Source organism: Streptomyces noursei (assembly GCF_001646665.1).
Lineage (GTDB): Bacteria > Actinomycetota > Actinomycetes > Streptomycetales > Streptomycetaceae > Streptomyces > Streptomyces lavendulocolor.
The window spans coordinates 75406-90984 of record NZ_LWBU01000011.1 but is presented as its reverse complement, the minus strand read 5'-3'; the positions used below and the strand labels follow the sequence as shown (position 1 = coordinate 90984).

Below are 15579 nucleotides of genomic sequence, written 5' to 3'. Positions count from 1 at the left end.
CCCCCTCCGTCCGGTTCCGCACACCTTAAGCCAGGCGGAGGGGGCGCATGGAGGCGGTTACACGGTGTACTCGTCGGCGACGGTGAGCGCCGCGTCGAGGGCGGCGAGTCCTTCCTTGGCCTCCGCCTCGGTGATGTTGCACGCGGGGACGGCGTGGGTGCGGTTCATGTTGATGAAGGGCCACAGGCCGTTCTTCTTGCAGGCCGCGCCGAAGGCGGCCATCGGGGCGTTCGCCTCGCCCGTCGCGTTGTACGGGACGAGGGGCTCGCGCGTCTCCCTGTTCCGTACGAGGTCCAGCGCCCAGAAGGCGCCCATTCCCCGGACCTCCCCGACGGCGGGGTGGCGTTCGGCCAGCTCGCGCAGGCCGGGGCCGAGGACGTTCTCGCCGAGGCGGGCGGCCTGCTCGACGACCTTCTCCTCCTCCATGGCCCGGATGGTGGCGACGGCGGCGGCGCAGGCGAGGGGGTGGCCGGAGTAGGTGAGGCCGCCGGGGTAGGGCCGCTTGTCGAAGGTGGCGGCGATCTCCGCGGAGATCGCCACGCCGCCGAGGGGCACGTACCCGGAGTTGACGCCCTTGGCGAAGGTGAGCAGGTCGGGGACGACGCCGAAGTGCTCGGCCGCGAACCACGCGCCGGTGCGGCCGAAGCCGGCCATGACCTCGTCGAGGACGAGGACGATGCCGTACCGGTCGCAGATCGCGCGGACGCCGGGGAGGTAGCCGGGCGGCGGGGTCATGATGCCGGCGGTGCCGGGGACGGTTTCGAGGATGATCGCGGCGATGGACTGCGGGCCCTCGAACGCGATGGTGTCCTCCAGGTGCTGGAGGGCGCGTTCGCACTCCTGCGCCTCGGTCTCGGCGTAGAAGGGCGAGCGGTAGAGGAACGGCGCCCAGAAGTGCACCACGCCGGCGGAGGCGGTGTCGGAGGCCCAGCGGCGCGGGTCGCCGGTGAGGTTGATCGCGGTGGAGGTGGCGCCGTGGTACGAGCGGTAGGCGCTCATGATCTTGGGGCGGCCGGTGTGCAGCCGGGCCATCCGGGCGGCGTTCTCGACCGCCTCGGCCCCGCCGTTGGTGAAGAAGATCTTGTCGAGGTCGCCGGGCGTGCGCTCGGCGATGAGGCGTGCGGCCTCGGAGCGCACGTCGATGGCGAAGGCGGGCGCGAAGGTGGTCATCCTCGCGGCCTGTTCCTGGATCGCCGCGACGACCTTGGGGTGCTGGTAGCCGATGTTGGTGTAGACGAGGCCGCTGGTGAAGTCGAGGTAGCGGTTTCCGTCGTAGTCCCAGAAGTACGCCCCCTCGGCGCCGGCGACGGCGAGCGGGTCGATCAGTCCCTGGGCGGACCAGGAGTGGAACACGTGCGCGCGGTCGGCCGCCTTGACGGCGGCGCCGGCCGCGGGGTCGGCGGGAGCGGCGGAGGCGGCGGGGTCGGCATGAGGGGTCATGCCGCTCAGGGTAAGGAGGCGCCGACGGGCGCCGGTATGGCCATCTTGTATGCCGAGAGCCGCCGGGATCGGCAGGGTGTCGGGGCGACGGACCCGCCGGTGGCACCACCGGAGGGGTTGACAGCCTCCTGTCGTAATGACAGCATTCTGTCATAGCTCGAACGACTGAGCGGGATCCATCGCACCGTGCGTCCGCCGTGGACGCGCGCACTCTGGAGGCCACCATGTCCGGCACGAACCCCCGCAAGACCGTTCACCTCGGCGTCTACGACACGCTCGCCGACTGGGAGACGGGACACGCCACCGCCTGGCTCGCCCGCAGCGGCTACGACATCCGCACGGTCGGCCCCACCACGGGCCCGGTGACCAGCATCGGCGGGCTGCGCGTCACCCCCGACCTGGCCCTCGACGAGCTGCGGCCCGAGGACAGCGCGCTGCTGATCCTGCCCGGCGCCGACCTCTGGGACTCCGGTGACGACCTGGCGCCCTTCGCCGCCAAGGCGCGCGCCTTCCTCGACGCGGGCGTGCCCGTGGCCGCCATATGCGGGGCGACGGCGGGACTGGCCCGGGAGGGCCTGCTCGACGACCGCCCGCACACCAGCGCCGTGTCCTTCCACCTGGCTGCCACCGGCTACAAGGGCGGTGAGCACTACGTCGACGCGGACGCGGTCACCGACGGGGACCTCATCACGGCCGGGCCGACCGAACCGGTCGCGTTCGCCCGCGAGGTGCTGGGCAGGATGGGCGCGTTCGAGGGCCGCCGGCTGGACGCCTGGTACCGCCTGTTCCACGACTCCGACCCGGCCGCCTACGAGGAACTGAACTCATGACCCGAGCGGAAAGGGAGCTCCAGGACCTCCTCAGCCGGACGGCACTGGGCGTGTTCCGGCTGAACGGCCAGTTCCTCGCCGTCTCCGAGAAGCTGGCCAGGCCGGCCGGGCTGACCGCCTCGTGGTGGCAGGTCCTCGGTGCCGTGCTGGCCGAGCCGCTGCCGGTCTCCGGGATCGCCCGCGCCATGGGCATCACCCGCCAGAGCGTGCAGCGGATCGCGGACCTGCTGGTCCAGGAGGGCCTGGCCGAGTACCTGCCGAACCCGGCCCACCGGCGCGCCAAACTCCTCGCCCCGACGCAGCTGGGCCGGGGGACGATCGCCCGCATAGAACCGGGCCACGCGGACTTCGCGGCCCGGCTCGCCGCCGAGTTGGGGGCGGACGCCTTCGCCGAGACGGCGCGGGTCCTGGAGCGGCTGTCCGAGGCACTGGACTCCGTCACGGCCGGACCCCCGGAGGAGCCCGCGCGTCCCTGACGAACCACGTGGCCGCCGGGCGGTCTTCGGGTAATGTTGCCGCGTTCGGCAGGAGACCCACCGAGGAGGTGAGACCCATCAGCGCCAGGTCAGGCAGGGCTCTCCCCTCCCGCACCTCGTAGACACGGGTCGTCGAGTCGCACGGGAGCGCCCACAGGCGTCCCGAAAGGCTTGTGCTTCCCCCATGTCCGCCACACCGTCCCCTCTTCCGTCCTCCACCACCGTCACCAGGCTGCGTGCCGCTGGCTGCGTCTTCGCCGAGGACGAGGCGGAGTTGCTCCTGTCCACCGCCCGCACGCCGGACGAACTCGACGCCATGGTCGAGCGCCGCGTCGCCGGGCATCCCCTCGAACACGTGCTGGGCTGGGCCGAGTTCCACGGTCTGCACGTCGCCGTGGACGAAGGCGTGTTCGTCCCGCGCCGACGCACCGAGTTCCTCGTCACGCGGGCCGCGGGCCTCGCACCGCCCCGGCCCGTGGTGGTGGACCTCTGCTGCGGCACCGGCGCGCTCGGCGCCGCCCTCGTGGCGGCCCTGGGCGGGGCCGAACTGCACGCGTCCGACATCGACCCGGCGGCCGTGCGCTGCGCCCGGCGGAACGTCACGGCGGCGGGAGGGCGGGTCTACGAGGGCGACCTGTACGACCCGCTCCCGGCCGGCTTGCGGGGCCGCGTCGACATACTGCTGGCCAACGTGCCGTACGTCCCCACGGAGGAGGTGGAGCTGCTGCCCGCCGAGGCGCGCGTCCATGAGGCCCGCGTCGCGCTCGACGGCGGCGCGGACGGGCTGGACGTGCTGCGCCGGGTGACCGCCGAGGCCGCCGCCTGGCTGGCACCGGGCGGCAGCCTCCTGTTCGAGACCAGCGAGCGTCAGGCGTCCGCGGCCGCGGCGGTCGTCGCCGCCGACGGACTCGTCCCGCACGTGGTGACCTGCGAGGACCTGTACGCCACGGTGCTCATCGCGACCCGGGCGGCGCAGCGGCCGCCCGCTCGACGGCAAGCAGGACGTTGAGCAGCAGGAACGGGTGGACGAACCGGTCGGCAGCGGTCGGCGGGCACCGCCACGCGAGCGGCCAGGTACGCCCGCCGCGCGCGGGCACCGGCACATAACTGACCGTTCCCCGGCAGGCGTTGAACGGCATCGCGCCGGCGGGCCAGGCGCGGCCCGCCGTACCGCCCGGAGGGAGGAGGAAGTACACACCCCGGCGCCCGTTCGCCTCGATGACGACGGGCCCCGGGTCGCCGCCGGTCATGTGCTCCAGGAGGTCGGCGGCACGGCGCCCGTCGTCCCCGTCGACGCGTACGGCGTCGAATTGGACGCCCGCCTTGCGGAGTTGGAATCCGGACGCCGGAATCCAGTCGATTCTTGTGTGGCAACTTGGCGCATTCACAGGGACATCGTGGACCGTCGCGGCTAGCGTTCCCCACGACTGCGGAAGCCCGTAGAAAGCGCGTTGACCTGCGGAAAAGGGCGTCCAACAGCAGTCGAATTCGGCGGGGACGGGTTGTGACCGGTTGAGACCGGTTGAATCGAGGCGGTGACGCAATTTGGCGCGAACCGAGAACAAGGAAACGGCGGGTCCGGCGACGCGACTCGTGGCGGACATGGCGCGCAAGATGCGCGTCCGGAAAGGGTGGACACAGGACCAGCTCGGCAAGGAGATCGGCTTCACGGGCGCGGCGGTGAGCGCCATGGAGACCTGTGCCCAGCCGGCGAGCGACGCGATGCTGGTGCAACTGGAGAAAGTACTGGGCGACGGGCTCGGCCTGTTCGAGCAGGCGCGGCTGTACGTGCGGCTGGACAAGTATCCGGAGCAGTTCAAGAACTACGCGCTGCTGGAGCAGAAGGCGGTGAGCCTGTCGCTCTACGCCACGCTGGTGGTGCACGGGCTGTTCCAGACGGAGGCGTACGCGCGGGCGCTGATCGGCGGTGGGTACCCGCCGCTGCCGGAGCGGCGGGTGGAGGAGCTGGTCGAGGCGAGGATGGCACGCAGGGAGCTGTTCGAGCGGGAGCCGGTGGCGCTGGTCGAGCTGGTCCTGGAGGAGTCGGTGCTGCGCCGCACGATCGGCGGCGCGGAGGTCATGCGCGGACAGTTGCTGCACCTCGCGGAGTGCGCGCGGAGGCGGAACGTGACGGTTCAGGTGCTGCCACTGGACTGCGGGCTGAGCGGGGAGCACGCTGGCGAACGAGGCGGCATGACCCTGGTGGAGACACCGGAGCACGACCACCTCGTGTACCTGGAGATTCAGGGCGAGAGTCTGTTGATCAAGGACCGTGCGAAGGTCAGTACGTACGGGCAGCGGTATGCGAGGATCCGAGCACAGGCCCTCGACACCCGTGAATCGCTGGGCCTCATCGAGCGGTTGGCAGGAGAGCAGAGATGAGCAGCACCCTGCGGTGGTTCAAGTCCAGCTACAGCGACAGCGGCGGCGGCGAGTGCGTCGAGGTGGCCTTCGACTGGCTCACGTCCTCGTACAGCGATGACAGCGGCGGGAACTGCGTCGAGGTGGCCGCCTGCCCCCACACCGTCCACGTCCGTGACTCCAAGAACCCCGGCGGGCCCGTCCTCGCCGTCGCCCCGGCGGCCTGGGGGTCCTTCCTCGACTGGGCCGAGTAGGGTTACTGGTAGGAATCACCCGAAAGGGGGCGACATGTCCGCGATCAGGCAGAGCGTCGAGATCTCGCGTCGTCCCGAGGACGTCTTCACCTACATGACCGACACCTCCCACTTGCCCGAATGGCAGGAGAGCGCCCTGTCGGTCAGCCCGGTCGGACGCGTCTCCGGCGGCTTGGGCTCCCGGGTCAGGGTGACCCGGCAGGTGGGCCACCGGCGGATGCCGATGACCATGGAGATGAGCGAGTACGACCCGCCGCGCAGCTTCCGCATGGACGGGATCGACGGCCCCGTCCGGGGCCATGTGCGCGGGACGGTCGAGCCGATCGGCGACGGCGAGCGGTCGCGCGTGACGCTGGACCTGAACTTCGAGTCGCACGGCATCGGGAAGGTGCTCGTACCGCTGGTCGTCCGGACTCGCGCGAGGAAGGAAATGCCGAAGAACGAGCAGCACCTCAAGGACATTCTGGAGGCACGCCCGTAGCCGGCCACAGGGCCCGGGCGCGCTCCGGGCCCCACAGTCGTCGTCGGGCCTACCGCTCGATGGCGATCACCCGTACGCCGGTCCCTCGGTAGCGCTTGGGGTCAGCGCTGAGGACCGGCCGCCCCCGGGGCCATTCGACCGAGGGCTGGGCCAGATGCACGGCGTGCGCACTGCTCCATTCGTCGCCCTGGACGCGCAGGCGCTTGCCGACCGCCGCCGCGCCCGCGAAATCCAGAGCGGTGATGTCCACGGACGGCAGGGCGCCGACGTGTTCCGCGACGCCCGCTCGTTCGCCTTCGGCCGCCGTCAGGGACAGGGCCGGGATGCAGATCCTCAGCGTGGCGTCGTTCTCGGCCTCCACGACGAGACGCGAAGCCATGCGGTTGCCGCCGCCCAGTGCCAGCACGGCGGTGTCGTCGAAGACGATCGCGCGCGGCAGCGGGTACTGGTCCCGCTTCACTGGACCTCCCCGATGCGTCCGGACACCACGTCGTCCCAGAGCTGCCGCCCGGCCAGCGCGTCCTGTTCCGTGTACGGCCCGCCGAGGAAGTGCTCCTCGACGTACGCCTTGGTCTCCTCGCGCCGCTTCGCCAGTTCTTCCTTGGTCGGCGTCGCACCGGCGAGCTGAGCGACCAGATCGCGCATGGTGATACCGCGATCCCGGGCGAGCTCCTGGAGGCGGTCGCGAACCGCGGGGTCAACCTTGATCGTCGTGTCTGCCACCGTGACAGTATACCGGCGGTATACCACCTCGGGGCGTTCGAGTGCGATGGTCATGGCACTCCGTTTCTTTTCGATGGACCCGGCCGCCGATCGGCGGCCGGGAGTTCTCAGCAGCGGCGGCGCAGGACCTGGCGGACCGACGCGCCGCCGCGCAGTGCCGCCGCGACGAACCCGGCGACGGCGGGCGTGGCGGGGTCGCAGCGGGCGCAGGAGGCCCCCTCGGGCACCGGGGTGCCGCAGACGCCGCACTCGGGGCGCACGGGGGCCGGCGGGCGCGGTGCGGGCTTCTTGCGGCGGAGGCGGTCGGCCACCAGGGCGGCGGGGGCGTGGATACGGGCGGGCAGGCCGGAGGTGAGCGCCTCGCGGATCAGGGCGTCACTGGCTCCGACCGCCCACCACTCCTCGACCAGGGTCCTCAGCCGTTCCGCCTCGCCCGCCCCCAGGGCGAGCCGTGGATCGCTCCGGCCCAGTGAGGTGAGCAACTGGGCCGCCGGGGAGGGAGGTTCTTTCACCCTCGTTTTTTCTCCCGGAGGGAGCGGGCCAGGAGCGCCGTGGTCCGGGCCACCGGAGGCCGGGTTTCCGGCCGTTTCAGGGACGGGCCCGGTGGTGGGGGCCGGGACGGGGGCGCCGGCGGGGGCTTCGGCGGGGGCGTCGGGATCGTACGGGGTGTCGAAGACCTCGTACTCCGTTCGCAGTTGCCCCTTGCGGTCCCGGCGCGTCAGGCGGCGGAGGTAGCGGGCGTCCTCCAGCTCCTGGAGGGCGGCGCCGATCCGGTCGCGGCCTTCCTTGCGCTGCTCGGAGAGCTTGCGGATGGACGCCTTGGCGCCGTTGGGGAGGCTGACGAGGTAGGTCAGGAGGCCCACCGCGCACCACGAGATGGTGGCGTCGCGCAGGAGGGCGTTGCTGAAGATGGTGAAGGCACGCGTGGGCGCGGTACGGTAAACACGCATCGGGAGGTAGTGCTCCTGGTGTCACGCCCCCGGATGTTGGCCCATCGCGGGGGCATTTCGTTTTGTCGTGCCGCGAATGTAGCGCCACGCGAAGCGATCACCGCAATCAACGACCGTTGGTCATACGGTCATTCGAAATCCGGGGACGGGAAAACCGGTTTCCGGTGGGACCTGCGGTTATGCAGCAAAAAGGGGTGGCCACCCGCCGGTGGCCACCCCTGTGTCATATGCCGAATTCACCCCTACGGGTGAGGCCCGGTGAGGCTCAGTAGAGCGCGCCGCGCGCTCCCCAGCCCGAGCCGATCTGGACCGTGGGGCCGAACGTGCCGTCGCCCCGGCCGCTGTTGCGCAGCAGTTTGCCGTTGGCGTCGCGGGAGACGAGGTCGTTCTTCCCGTCACCGTCGACGTCGCCCGCCCCGATGATGGCGTCGCGTCCCGCTCCCCAGTCGCTGAAGACGAGGACCCGGGGGTGGAAGGCGCCCGTGCCCGTGCTGCGGTGACGCCACAGCTCGCCGCCGACGTCACGGGTGAGCAGGTCGGCGTGGCCGTCGCCGTCGAGGTCGCCCGCGCCGATCAGGGTGAGGCCGTTCCACTTCCCGGCGATCCTGACGCCGCCCCCGATGCCGCCCGCCGCATTGTCGGCGTACAGGTAGAGGTCGCCCGTGGAGCGCACGCGGGCCAGCAGGTCGGGACGGCCGTCGCCGGTCATGTCACCGGGGCTGAGCAGCGCGTCGAAGGCGTTGAAGCCCGCACCGATCTTCGCCTTGGGGCTGGTCGGGGTGACGACTCCGCCGCACTTGGCACTGTGGCGGTAGAGGTCGCCGGTGGTGGCGCGGGTGAGGACGTCGTTGCAGCCGTCGTTGTCCAGGTCGCCGAACGGCACGACGTGGTTGACGCCGGTCCAGCCGGTCGACGTCGTGGACGCGGCCCTGACCGGCTCGTGGGCGGTCAGCCCGCTGCCGCTGCGTGAGAACAGCTCGCCGATGCCGTCGCGGTCGTAGTCCCGGAACGGCAGGTGCACGTCGGCGACCTGGACGGTCCCGGTGCGCACCGCGCGCGGGCCGCTGCCGTCGCCGGGATCGGCGCTGAGCGTCCAGGTGTAGTGGCCGGCGGGCACGAAGGCGCGGTCCGCACCGCCTCGGCCGTCCCAGGCCATCGAGAACCGCGCCCCGGAGCGGTCGCCGGAGCTCCAGGCGGCCACGGTCGCGCCGGCCCGGTTCCTGATCTCCATGCTGGTGCGGACGGCGGGCCGCGAGAGCTGCCACGTGCCGTGCCACGCGCCGTCCCTGCCGTCCGCGACGTTCAGGACGGTGGCGTCCACGCGGTCCTCGATGACGGCGATCGGGGAGCGCGGCACGGTCACCGGCTTGATGTGGATGCGTTCCTCGGCGTCCGTGAACGCCACGTGGCCGCCGAACCTGTCGACGGACCAGTCGGCGCCGACCGGGACGGAGGCGAAGTCGGTCGTCCTGACGGCCGCCGGGTCGCCGGTGTGGACGTCGGTGAGCGTGAGCTTCCCGGCCGCGCCGTCCTTGCGCACCACGAACCCGTCACCGAGCTGTGTGTCGCCGTAAGGCACCGGGGTGCTCAGCCGGGTCTTCTGGTCCCAGACACCGGCCTTGGCGCCCTTGGCACAGCTCCAGTGGATCCAGCGGCCCACGGCCTGGAGCCGGTCGGGGGTGCAGCCGGAGCCGATCGCGAGGGCGGCCGAGGTGGCCTTGGTCTTCACGTCGTACCAGGAGACGGTGGAGGGCTTGGCGGGGTCGGACAGCCAGACGGTGGTGCCCCACACCGCGGACGCGGCCCTGCCGCTGAAGGAGCGCGTACCGAACTGCCGCTGGAGGTCACCCACGTACTGGGTGGTGGCGGTGCCCGACACGACGTACCGGCCGGAGCCGCCGGACAGCCGTCCGTACATCCCGTCCGCGTGCTCGCCCGACGCGGCGAGGACGTCACTGCCGGTCTGGTGCGCCGACTCGCCGTTGCCGAGCGGCACGAGAGCGTCGACGGCGGCCGGGACGGAGCGGCGCAGGATCCGGTTCCCGGCCGTGGGCGTACCCGTGACCGAGAGGAGGCGTTCGTACAGCGCCGGGTAGGGGGACGCGTCGGACGTGGCCCGGTAGTGCAGCGCCCCGGCGCCCAGGGTGAGGCCGTCGACGGTCGTGGTGGCGGGCGGTACGTCATCGACCTTGGTGACCACCGGTACGCCGGCCGCGTCGAGACCGATCCGGCGCACGGCCCAGTCCGTCGCGCCGGCGCCGCCCGTGACGAGCAGGCTGCCGTCGGGGGCGGCCTGCGGAGCCGCGGTGGAGTGCGCCAGCAGGGAGCGGACCTCGCCGCCGCCCACGGGTATCGCCTGGAGCCGGACGCCGGGCAGCTTGGTCGCCCAGCTCTCCGGGGACCAGCCGAAGACGATCCAGTCGCCGATCAGGGTCGGCCAGACGGGGTCGACCCGGTACCCCTGCGGCGGGGACGGCAGCTTCGTCACCACGGGCGTGGCCATCGGGTCGTCGCGCGGGACGGTCCGGAGGTGGAGCACGGTGTCGCCGCCGTACCGGTCCAGCAGGTGCCGGTCGCCGAACTGTTCGAGATCGACGTCCCCGTGGTCGGGCAGTTCACGCAGCTCGGCGGTGGCGTAGTCGACGAGGTACTCCTTCTCGACCGCCCCGTCGGGGGTGGCCAGGAACACCACCGCGCCCTTGGCCGTCCGCTGATAGGCCACGCCGTGCATCAGCCGGAAGCCACCGGGCACGCCGGTCACCGGCTGCTCGACCGCCTTGCCGTCCCGCATCCGTACGACACCGAGCGAGGCGAGCGACCCGTCCGCCGCCGACCGTGCCACCAGCACCGAGTCGGCGGTGAAGCCCTCGGTCCAGCTCGCGCCCTCCGGCACCTCCACCTTCCGGGTCTCCGTGGAGCCCAGCGCGGTGATGCTCACCGTCCGGGGCGCGCCCGGCGTCGCGGGGTCGAGGGCGGCGCGCATGCCGGCGTATCCGTCGCCGGTGGCCGTCAGGGGGGTGGTCGCGCCGGTGGCGTACTCCGTCCAGAGGGTGCCGCTGGTGCCTTCCCGCTGGTGCAGGAAGCCGTCGGCGCCCGCTTCGAGCACGGTGTCGGCGCGCGGCTGGTAGCGGACGGGCGCGGGCACCACGACCTCGGCGGCAGGGCCGTCCGCCGCGAGCGCCGCGCCCGGGAAGAGCGGCACGAGGGTGCCGGCCAGGGCGACGGACAGGACGACGGACGCGCCGGAGCGCGTCAGGGCGTGACGTGGCAAGGGGCCCCTCCCAGGAACCGAAGAAGCGGGGAAGACGGCGCGGCGACTCGCCACGGCTGACGTGTCCTGCCCGGCCCCCCGGCCGCACCCTCCCCCACAAGACGCGGCGATCGTAACAGCGGCCCCGGGCGTCACGTCAGGCACTTTCGGGCGGGATCGACGAAGGGGCGGCCACCCGCCGGTGGCCGCCCCTCACCGGACGTCTCAGCAGCTCAGGTTCGAGCCGGTGGGGACGCCCAGGATCTGGGTGAAGCGCTGGTAGTTGTTGATGCGGCTCTGCACCTGCGCCGGGTTCTTGCCGTCGCACTCCAGGGAGCCGTTGATGGAGCGGATGGTCTGGCCGAAGCCGGCGCCGTTGACCATGGCGTTGTGGGGCGTCATGGTGCCGGGGCCGTTCTGGGTGTTCCAGTACCAGAGGCCGGTCTTCCAGGCGATGGGCGCCTCGCGCTCGACGCGGTGGGGGTTGTTCAGCAGGTCGATGCCGAGGGCGTCGCCGGCCGCCTTGTAGTTGAAGTTCCAGCTGAGCTGGATCGGGCCGCGGCCGTAGTAGGCGGCCTGGCCGGCCGGGCAGCCGTAGGGCTGGTTGCGGTCGCAGTAGTGCGGGTAGTTGGCGGTGTTCTGCTCCACGATGTGGACCAGGCCGCCCGTCTCGTGGCTGACGTTGGCGAGGAAGGCGGCGGCCTCCTGCTTCTTGACCGTGTCACTGCCGGTGTTGGCGAAGCCGGGGTACGCGCTGAGCGCGGCGGTCAGGCCGCTGTACGTGTAGAAGGCGTTCCGGTTCGGGAACATCTGGTTGAACTGCGCCTCGCTCACCACGAAGCCCGAGGGGGACGGGGAGGGGCCGGGGTCGGTGCCGCCGCCGCAGGTGCCCTGGTCGGACCAGACGTCGGACGAGCCGGGGCGCTCGTTCTGGGTCCACCACTTGGCCAGCCAGTTGCGGCCGTTGTACGAGGCGGTCTTGCCGCCCGTGTAGACGGTGGAGGAACTCCACGGCGCCGCGCACTCGGCGGCCGAGGCGGTGGTGGCGGGGAGGAGGACGGCCAGGCCGATGGCCATGGCGAGTGCCGCGAAGGCGGCGAAGGGGGTCAACAGGCGTCGCAGCATAAGGATGCCCTTCCGTGGGGGATGGCCATACCGAAGCGCGAGTGGTCTGTACCTGTCAAGGTCTAGACCAACTTTTCTTGGCTGGGGATGTCACCGAACTCCCGCGTGCGGGGCGGTCATTCACGACGACCGGAGCGGCTTTCCGGCCGCCCGGCCCGCCGGTGAGCCGGCCGCGGGCCCGTGTGGCGGGGAGTGACGGCCGCGAGGGCTCTGGCATGCTCTGTTCGCGTGGACCCTCTGACTGGTGAAGACCCCGTCCGGATCGGCCCGTTCCGCCTGTTGGGCAGGCTGGGGTCCGGCGGCATGGGGCGCGTGTACCTGGCCCGGTCGGCGGGTGGCCGGACCGTCGCGGTGAAGGTCGTGCACGCACAGCTCGCCGCCCAGGACGAGTTCCGGCGCCGCTTCGCCCGCGAGGTCGCCGCGCTGGAGAAGGTCGGGGGCGCCGGCACCGCGCCCGTGCTCGCGGCGGACACCGGGGCCGAGTCGCCCTGGGTGGCCATCGGGTACGTCGCCGGACCGTCGCTGCGCACCGTGGTGGGGAAGGAGTACGGGCCGCTGCCCGCCGCGTCGGTGCGGGCGCTGGCCGTCGGGCTGGCCCGCGCCCTGGAGCACATCCACGCGGCGGGGCTGGTGCACCGGGACCTGAAGCCGGCGAACGTCCTGCTCACCGTGGACGGGCCGCGCATCATCGACTTCGGCATCGCCCGCGCGGTCGACACGGTCACCGACGGCGGGCTGACCGGCACCGGGGCGGTCGTCGGGTCGCCCGGGTTCATGGCGCCCGAGCAGGTGCGCGGCGAGCGCGTCACCTCCGCGTCGGACGTCTTCTGCCTCGGTTCGGTCCTGGCGTACGCGGCGACCGGCCGCGCCCCGTTCGGCGCCGCCGAAAGCGGCGTGCACGCCGTGATGTTCCGCATCGCCCACGACGAGCCGGACCTCGCCGGGCTCCCCGCCGAGCTGGACGACCTCGTGCGCGGCTGCCTCGCCAAGGACCCGGCCGCCCGCCCCACCGCCGCCCACCTGGCCGCGCACATCGAGGCCGCCGACCCGTGGCTGCCCGCCGGACTGCTCGCCCAGCTCGGCAGGATGGCCGCCCGGCTGCTGGACGAGGACGGCACCCCGCCGCACGGCGCACCCGCGCGGGACGGGGACACCGGGCAGGACGGTGACGCCGGGCGGGACGGGGACGCGGACGCGGCACGGGACGGTGACCCGGCACGGCACGGAGGCGGCGGCGCGGACGCGTCGGAAGGCGCGGGCGCCGGGCAGGGCCGGGGTCCGGCGCAGGACGCCACCGCCTCGCCGGGCGGCGACCGGGCCGGGGGCGGCGACCCGACCCGCAACGACGGCTCCCGCCCGCGTCCGCGCCGGGGGCGGCGGCTGCTGCTGGCCGGCACCGTGACAGCCGTCGCCGCCGCGGCCGCCGTGGCGTACGGCCTGGTGGAACGCCACGGGACACCGGACGCGCCCACCGGGGGCGCGACCGCGCAGGACAAGCCCCGCAACGCCGTCCCCGCCACGTTCCTCGGCGCCTGGGAGGGGGTCCTGCGGGGCACCGACACCGCTCCGTACGAGACCGCCCGTATCGAGATCGCCCAGGGCGCGCCGGGCGACAAGGCGGGGGTGTACGTCCACGTCGGCGGCGAGCGGCTGTGCATGGGGCGGTCGACGCTCGTCTCGGTGGACGAGGACCGGATCGTGTTCGGGGAGAGCGACGTGACGACCAGCGTCCCGGCCGGGCGCTGCACACCGGCGGCCCACCAGAAGCTGACCGTCCGTTCACCGGAGGTGCTGGAGTGGTCGTCGGGCGCGGCGACCGCCACGTTCCGCCGGGCGCGGTCCGGGCCGGGTGTCGTGCCGAAGGAGTTCCTCGGGCACTGGAAGGACGTCCCGAATCCGGACGTGTCGGACCCGCGGCAGGACCTCTACAGCCACGAGGTGATCATCACCCAGGGTCCGGTCGGGGCGCCGCTGGTCCGGTTCCAGCAGAGCTACCCGCGGACCGACGAGGAGACCGGCGAGCCGCTGTCCGGCACGGTCAACTGCGCCGAGACCGCCGTCCTCGGCGGCGCGGGCGGCCTGCTGGTGCTGGGCCCGGCCACGGTGGACACCGCCGCGTCCGACCGGGAGTGCACGGCGTCCGGCGCGTCCACCAACCTGCGGATCCAGCGCGTGCAGGGCAAGGAGCGGCTGCTGGTGTACGGGATGGACGCGGACGGGGAGCCGGGTGAGTTCTCCAAGGAGAACTGACCGGGCTCCCCGTCACGGGTCCGGGCGGGTGTGCCTAGAGGAAGGAGTTGATCTCGATGGTCTCGGTGCGGCCGGGGCCGACACCGATCGCGGAGATCGGCGCGCCGGACATCTCCTCCAGCGCCTTCACGTACGCCTGCGCGTTCTTCGGCAGGTCGGAGAAGGTCTTCGCCTTGCTGATGTCCTCGGACCAGCCGGGCAGGTACTCGTAGACGGGCTTCGCGTGGTGGAAGTCCGTCTGCGAGTAGGGCAGCTCCTCGACGCGCTTGCCGTCGATCTCGTACGCGACGCAGACCGGGATCTGCTCCCAGCCGGTGAGGACGTCGAGCTTGGTGAGGAAGAAGTCCGTCAGGCCGTTGACGCGGGTGGCGTACCGGGCGATGACCGCGTCGAACCAGCCGCAGCGGCGGTCACGGCCGGTGGTGACGCCCCGCTCGCCGCCGATGCGGCGCAGCGCCTCGCCGTCCTCGTCGAACAGCTCGGTCGGGAACGGGCCGGCGCCCACGCGGGTGGTGTACGCCTTCAGGATGCCGATGACGCGGCTGATCTTCGTGGGGCCCACGCCCGCGCCGGTGCAGGCACCGCCGGAGGTCGGGTTGGAGGAGGTCACGAAGGGGTACGTGCCGTGGTCGACGTCCAGGAGGGTGCCCTGGCCGCCCTCGAAGAGGACGACCTTGCCCTCGTCGATGGCGTTGTTGAGGATCAGGGTGGTGTCGGCGACGAAGGGCTTGATCTGCTCCGCGTACTGGAGCATCTCCTCGACGATCCGGCCCGGCTCGATGGCGCGGCGGTTGAAGACCTTGGCGAGGAGCTGGTTCTTCTGCTCCAGCGCCGCCTCGACCTTCTGCTCCAGGATGGACTCGTCGTAGAGGTCCTGGACGCGGATGCCGACGCGGTTGATCTTGTCGGCGTACGTCGGGCCGATGCCGCGCCCGGTCGTGCCGATCTTGCGCTTGCCGAGGAACCGTTCCGTCACCTTGTCGAGGGTGACGTTGTACGGAGTGATCAGGTGCGCGTTACCGCTGATGAGCAGCTTCGACGTGTCGACGCCGCGCTCGTTCAGTCCGCTCAGCTCGGAGAGCAGGACCGCCGGGTCGACGACGACTCCGTTCCCGATCACCGGGGTGCACCCCGGGGAGAGGATTCCGGAAGGGAGAAGGTGCAGCGCGTACTTCTGGTCGCCGACGACGACCGTGTGGCCGGCGTTGTTGCCGCCCTGGTAGCGCACCACATAATCAACGGATCCACCGAGGAGGTCGGTGGCCTTTCCCTTGCCCTCGTCACCCCACTGAGCACCGAGCAGCACAAGTGCGGGCACAGGCGTACACCCCTTCCGGGCGGGGCATGTCCAAGGCGCGGGGAGTACGGACGTCGTACGACGGTGTACGACACAACCTGAGCCGTCGGACCGGGTGCCCCGGAATAGACGAAGCCCCTGG

15 protein-coding genes are annotated in these 15579 nt (G+C 72.2%); 7 read left to right on the top strand and 8 right to left on the bottom strand.

All coding sequences use genetic code 11. From position 1 onward, the window contains the following. Positions 1–57: 57 nt before the first annotated feature. Entirely contained in the window at positions 58–1440 is a 1383-nt protein-coding gene (locus tag A4V12_RS01185; protein WP_064067256.1) for an aspartate aminotransferase family protein, read from the bottom strand. Positions 1441–1664: 224 nt separating this feature from the next. On the opposite strand from A4V12_RS01185, the gene A4V12_RS01180 reads away from it, so the two are divergent. The 3 genes from A4V12_RS01180 (at position 1665) to A4V12_RS01170 (ending at position 3755) form a co-directional block, all read left to right on the top strand. Next, on the top strand, positions 1665–2270 hold the full coding sequence (locus tag A4V12_RS01180; protein ID WP_064067417.1) for a type 1 glutamine amidotransferase family protein: 606 nt from the start codon (positions 1665–1667) through the stop codon (positions 2268–2270). After that, positions 2267–2746, top strand: a complete 480-nt coding sequence (locus A4V12_RS01175; RefSeq protein WP_064067255.1) for a MarR family winged helix-turn-helix transcriptional regulator — start codon at positions 2267–2269, stop codon at positions 2744–2746. Before A4V12_RS01180 ends, A4V12_RS01175 begins: the two co-directional genes overlap by 4 nt. A 184-nt stretch (positions 2747–2930) precedes the next feature. Continuing rightward, positions 2931–3755, top strand: coding sequence for a putative protein N(5)-glutamine methyltransferase (locus A4V12_RS01170; protein WP_064067254.1), 825 nt, complete (start codon positions 2931–2933; stop codon positions 3753–3755). On the opposite strand, the gene A4V12_RS01165 is transcribed toward A4V12_RS01170, so the two are convergent. Further along, entirely contained in the window at positions 3700–4134 is a 435-nt protein-coding gene (locus A4V12_RS01165; RefSeq protein WP_079136717.1) for a hypothetical protein, read from the bottom strand. The two genes, A4V12_RS01170 and A4V12_RS01165, sit on opposite strands and share 56 nt — an antisense overlap. A 214-nt stretch (positions 4135–4348) precedes the next feature. On the opposite strand from A4V12_RS01165, the gene A4V12_RS01160 reads away from it, so the two are divergent. The 3 genes from A4V12_RS01160 to A4V12_RS01150 are packed head-to-tail and all read left to right on the top strand — an operon-like array spanning position 4349 to position 5842. Continuing rightward, the gene (locus tag A4V12_RS01160; protein WP_234372030.1) at positions 4349–5128 is read left to right on the top strand and encodes a helix-turn-helix domain-containing protein; all 780 of its coding nucleotides are present in this window, start codon (positions 4349–4351) and stop codon (positions 5126–5128) included. Then, positions 5125–5361, top strand: coding sequence for a DUF397 domain-containing protein (locus tag A4V12_RS01155; RefSeq protein WP_064067251.1), 237 nt, complete (start codon positions 5125–5127; stop codon positions 5359–5361). Before A4V12_RS01160 ends, A4V12_RS01155 begins: the two co-directional genes overlap by 4 nt. Positions 5362–5395: 34 nt before the next feature. Then, positions 5396–5842, top strand: a complete 447-nt coding sequence (locus A4V12_RS01150) for an SRPBCC family protein (RefSeq protein WP_064067250.1) — start codon at positions 5396–5398, stop codon at positions 5840–5842. Positions 5843–5891: 49 nt separating this feature from the next. Here A4V12_RS01150 and A4V12_RS01145 read toward each other — a convergent pair whose 3' ends face one another. The 5 genes from A4V12_RS01145 to A4V12_RS01125 form a co-directional block, all read right to left on the bottom strand. Further along, on the bottom strand, positions 5892–6302 hold the full coding sequence (locus A4V12_RS01145; RefSeq protein WP_064067249.1) for a hypothetical protein: 411 nt from the start codon (positions 6300–6302) through the stop codon (positions 5892–5894). Next, entirely contained in the window at positions 6299–6565 is a 267-nt protein-coding gene (locus A4V12_RS01140; RefSeq protein WP_234372029.1) for a hypothetical protein, read from the bottom strand. Before A4V12_RS01140 ends, A4V12_RS01145 begins: the two co-directional genes overlap by 4 nt. 107 nt (positions 6566–6672) lie before the next feature. Then, the gene (locus tag A4V12_RS01135; protein ID WP_064067247.1) at positions 6673–7515 is read right to left on the bottom strand and encodes a hypothetical protein; all 843 of its coding nucleotides are present in this window, start codon (positions 7513–7515) and stop codon (positions 6673–6675) included. Positions 7516–7780: 265 nt separating this feature from the next. Further along, positions 7781–10786 (bottom strand): FG-GAP-like repeat-containing protein, encoded by a 3006-nt coding sequence (locus A4V12_RS01130; protein WP_079136716.1) that lies wholly within the window; start codon positions 10784–10786, stop codon positions 7781–7783. Positions 10787–10990: 204 nt separating this feature from the next. Continuing rightward, positions 10991–11890: a glycoside hydrolase family 19 protein gene (locus tag A4V12_RS01125; protein WP_064067246.1), complete on the bottom strand. Its 900-nt coding sequence runs from the start codon at positions 11888–11890 to the stop codon at positions 10991–10993. Positions 11891–12118: 228 nt separating this feature from the next. On the opposite strand from A4V12_RS01125, the gene A4V12_RS01120 reads away from it, so the two are divergent. Next, positions 12119–14140 carry a serine/threonine-protein kinase gene (locus A4V12_RS01120; RefSeq protein WP_064067245.1) on the top strand — a complete coding sequence of 674 codons (2022 nt, stop codon included), beginning with the start codon at positions 12119–12121 and terminating at the stop codon, positions 14138–14140. Positions 14141–14174: 34 nt separating this feature from the next. On the opposite strand, the gene A4V12_RS01115 is transcribed toward A4V12_RS01120, so the two are convergent. Then, positions 14175–15458: an adenylosuccinate synthase gene (locus A4V12_RS01115; RefSeq protein ID WP_064067244.1), complete on the bottom strand. Its 1284-nt coding sequence runs from the start codon at positions 15456–15458 to the stop codon at positions 14175–14177. Positions 15459–15579: the final 121 nt, after the last annotated feature.

Coding starts and splice junctions, on each gene's coding strand:
- A4V12_RS01185 (WP_064067256.1), bottom strand. CDS start 1,440: ATGACCCCTCATGCCGACCCCGCCGCCTCCGCCGCTCCCGCCGACCCC.
- A4V12_RS01180 (WP_064067417.1), top strand. CDS start 1,665: ATGTCCGGCACGAACCCCCGCAAGACCGTTCACCTCGGCGTCTACGAC.
- A4V12_RS01175 (WP_064067255.1), top strand. CDS start 2,267: ATGACCCGAGCGGAAAGGGAGCTCCAGGACCTCCTCAGCCGGACGGCA.
- A4V12_RS01170 (WP_064067254.1), top strand. CDS start 2,931: ATGTCCGCCACACCGTCCCCTCTTCCGTCCTCCACCACCGTCACCAGG.
- A4V12_RS01160 (WP_234372030.1), top strand. CDS start 4,349: ATGGCGCGCAAGATGCGCGTCCGGAAAGGGTGGACACAGGACCAGCTC.
- A4V12_RS01155 (WP_064067251.1), top strand. CDS start 5,125: ATGAGCAGCACCCTGCGGTGGTTCAAGTCCAGCTACAGCGACAGCGGC.
- A4V12_RS01150 (WP_064067250.1), top strand. CDS start 5,396: ATGTCCGCGATCAGGCAGAGCGTCGAGATCTCGCGTCGTCCCGAGGAC.
- A4V12_RS01135 (WP_064067247.1), bottom strand. CDS start 7,515: ATGCGTGTTTACCGTACCGCGCCCACGCGTGCCTTCACCATCTTCAGC.
- A4V12_RS01125 (WP_064067246.1), bottom strand. CDS start 11,890: ATGCTGCGACGCCTGTTGACCCCCTTCGCCGCCTTCGCGGCACTCGCC.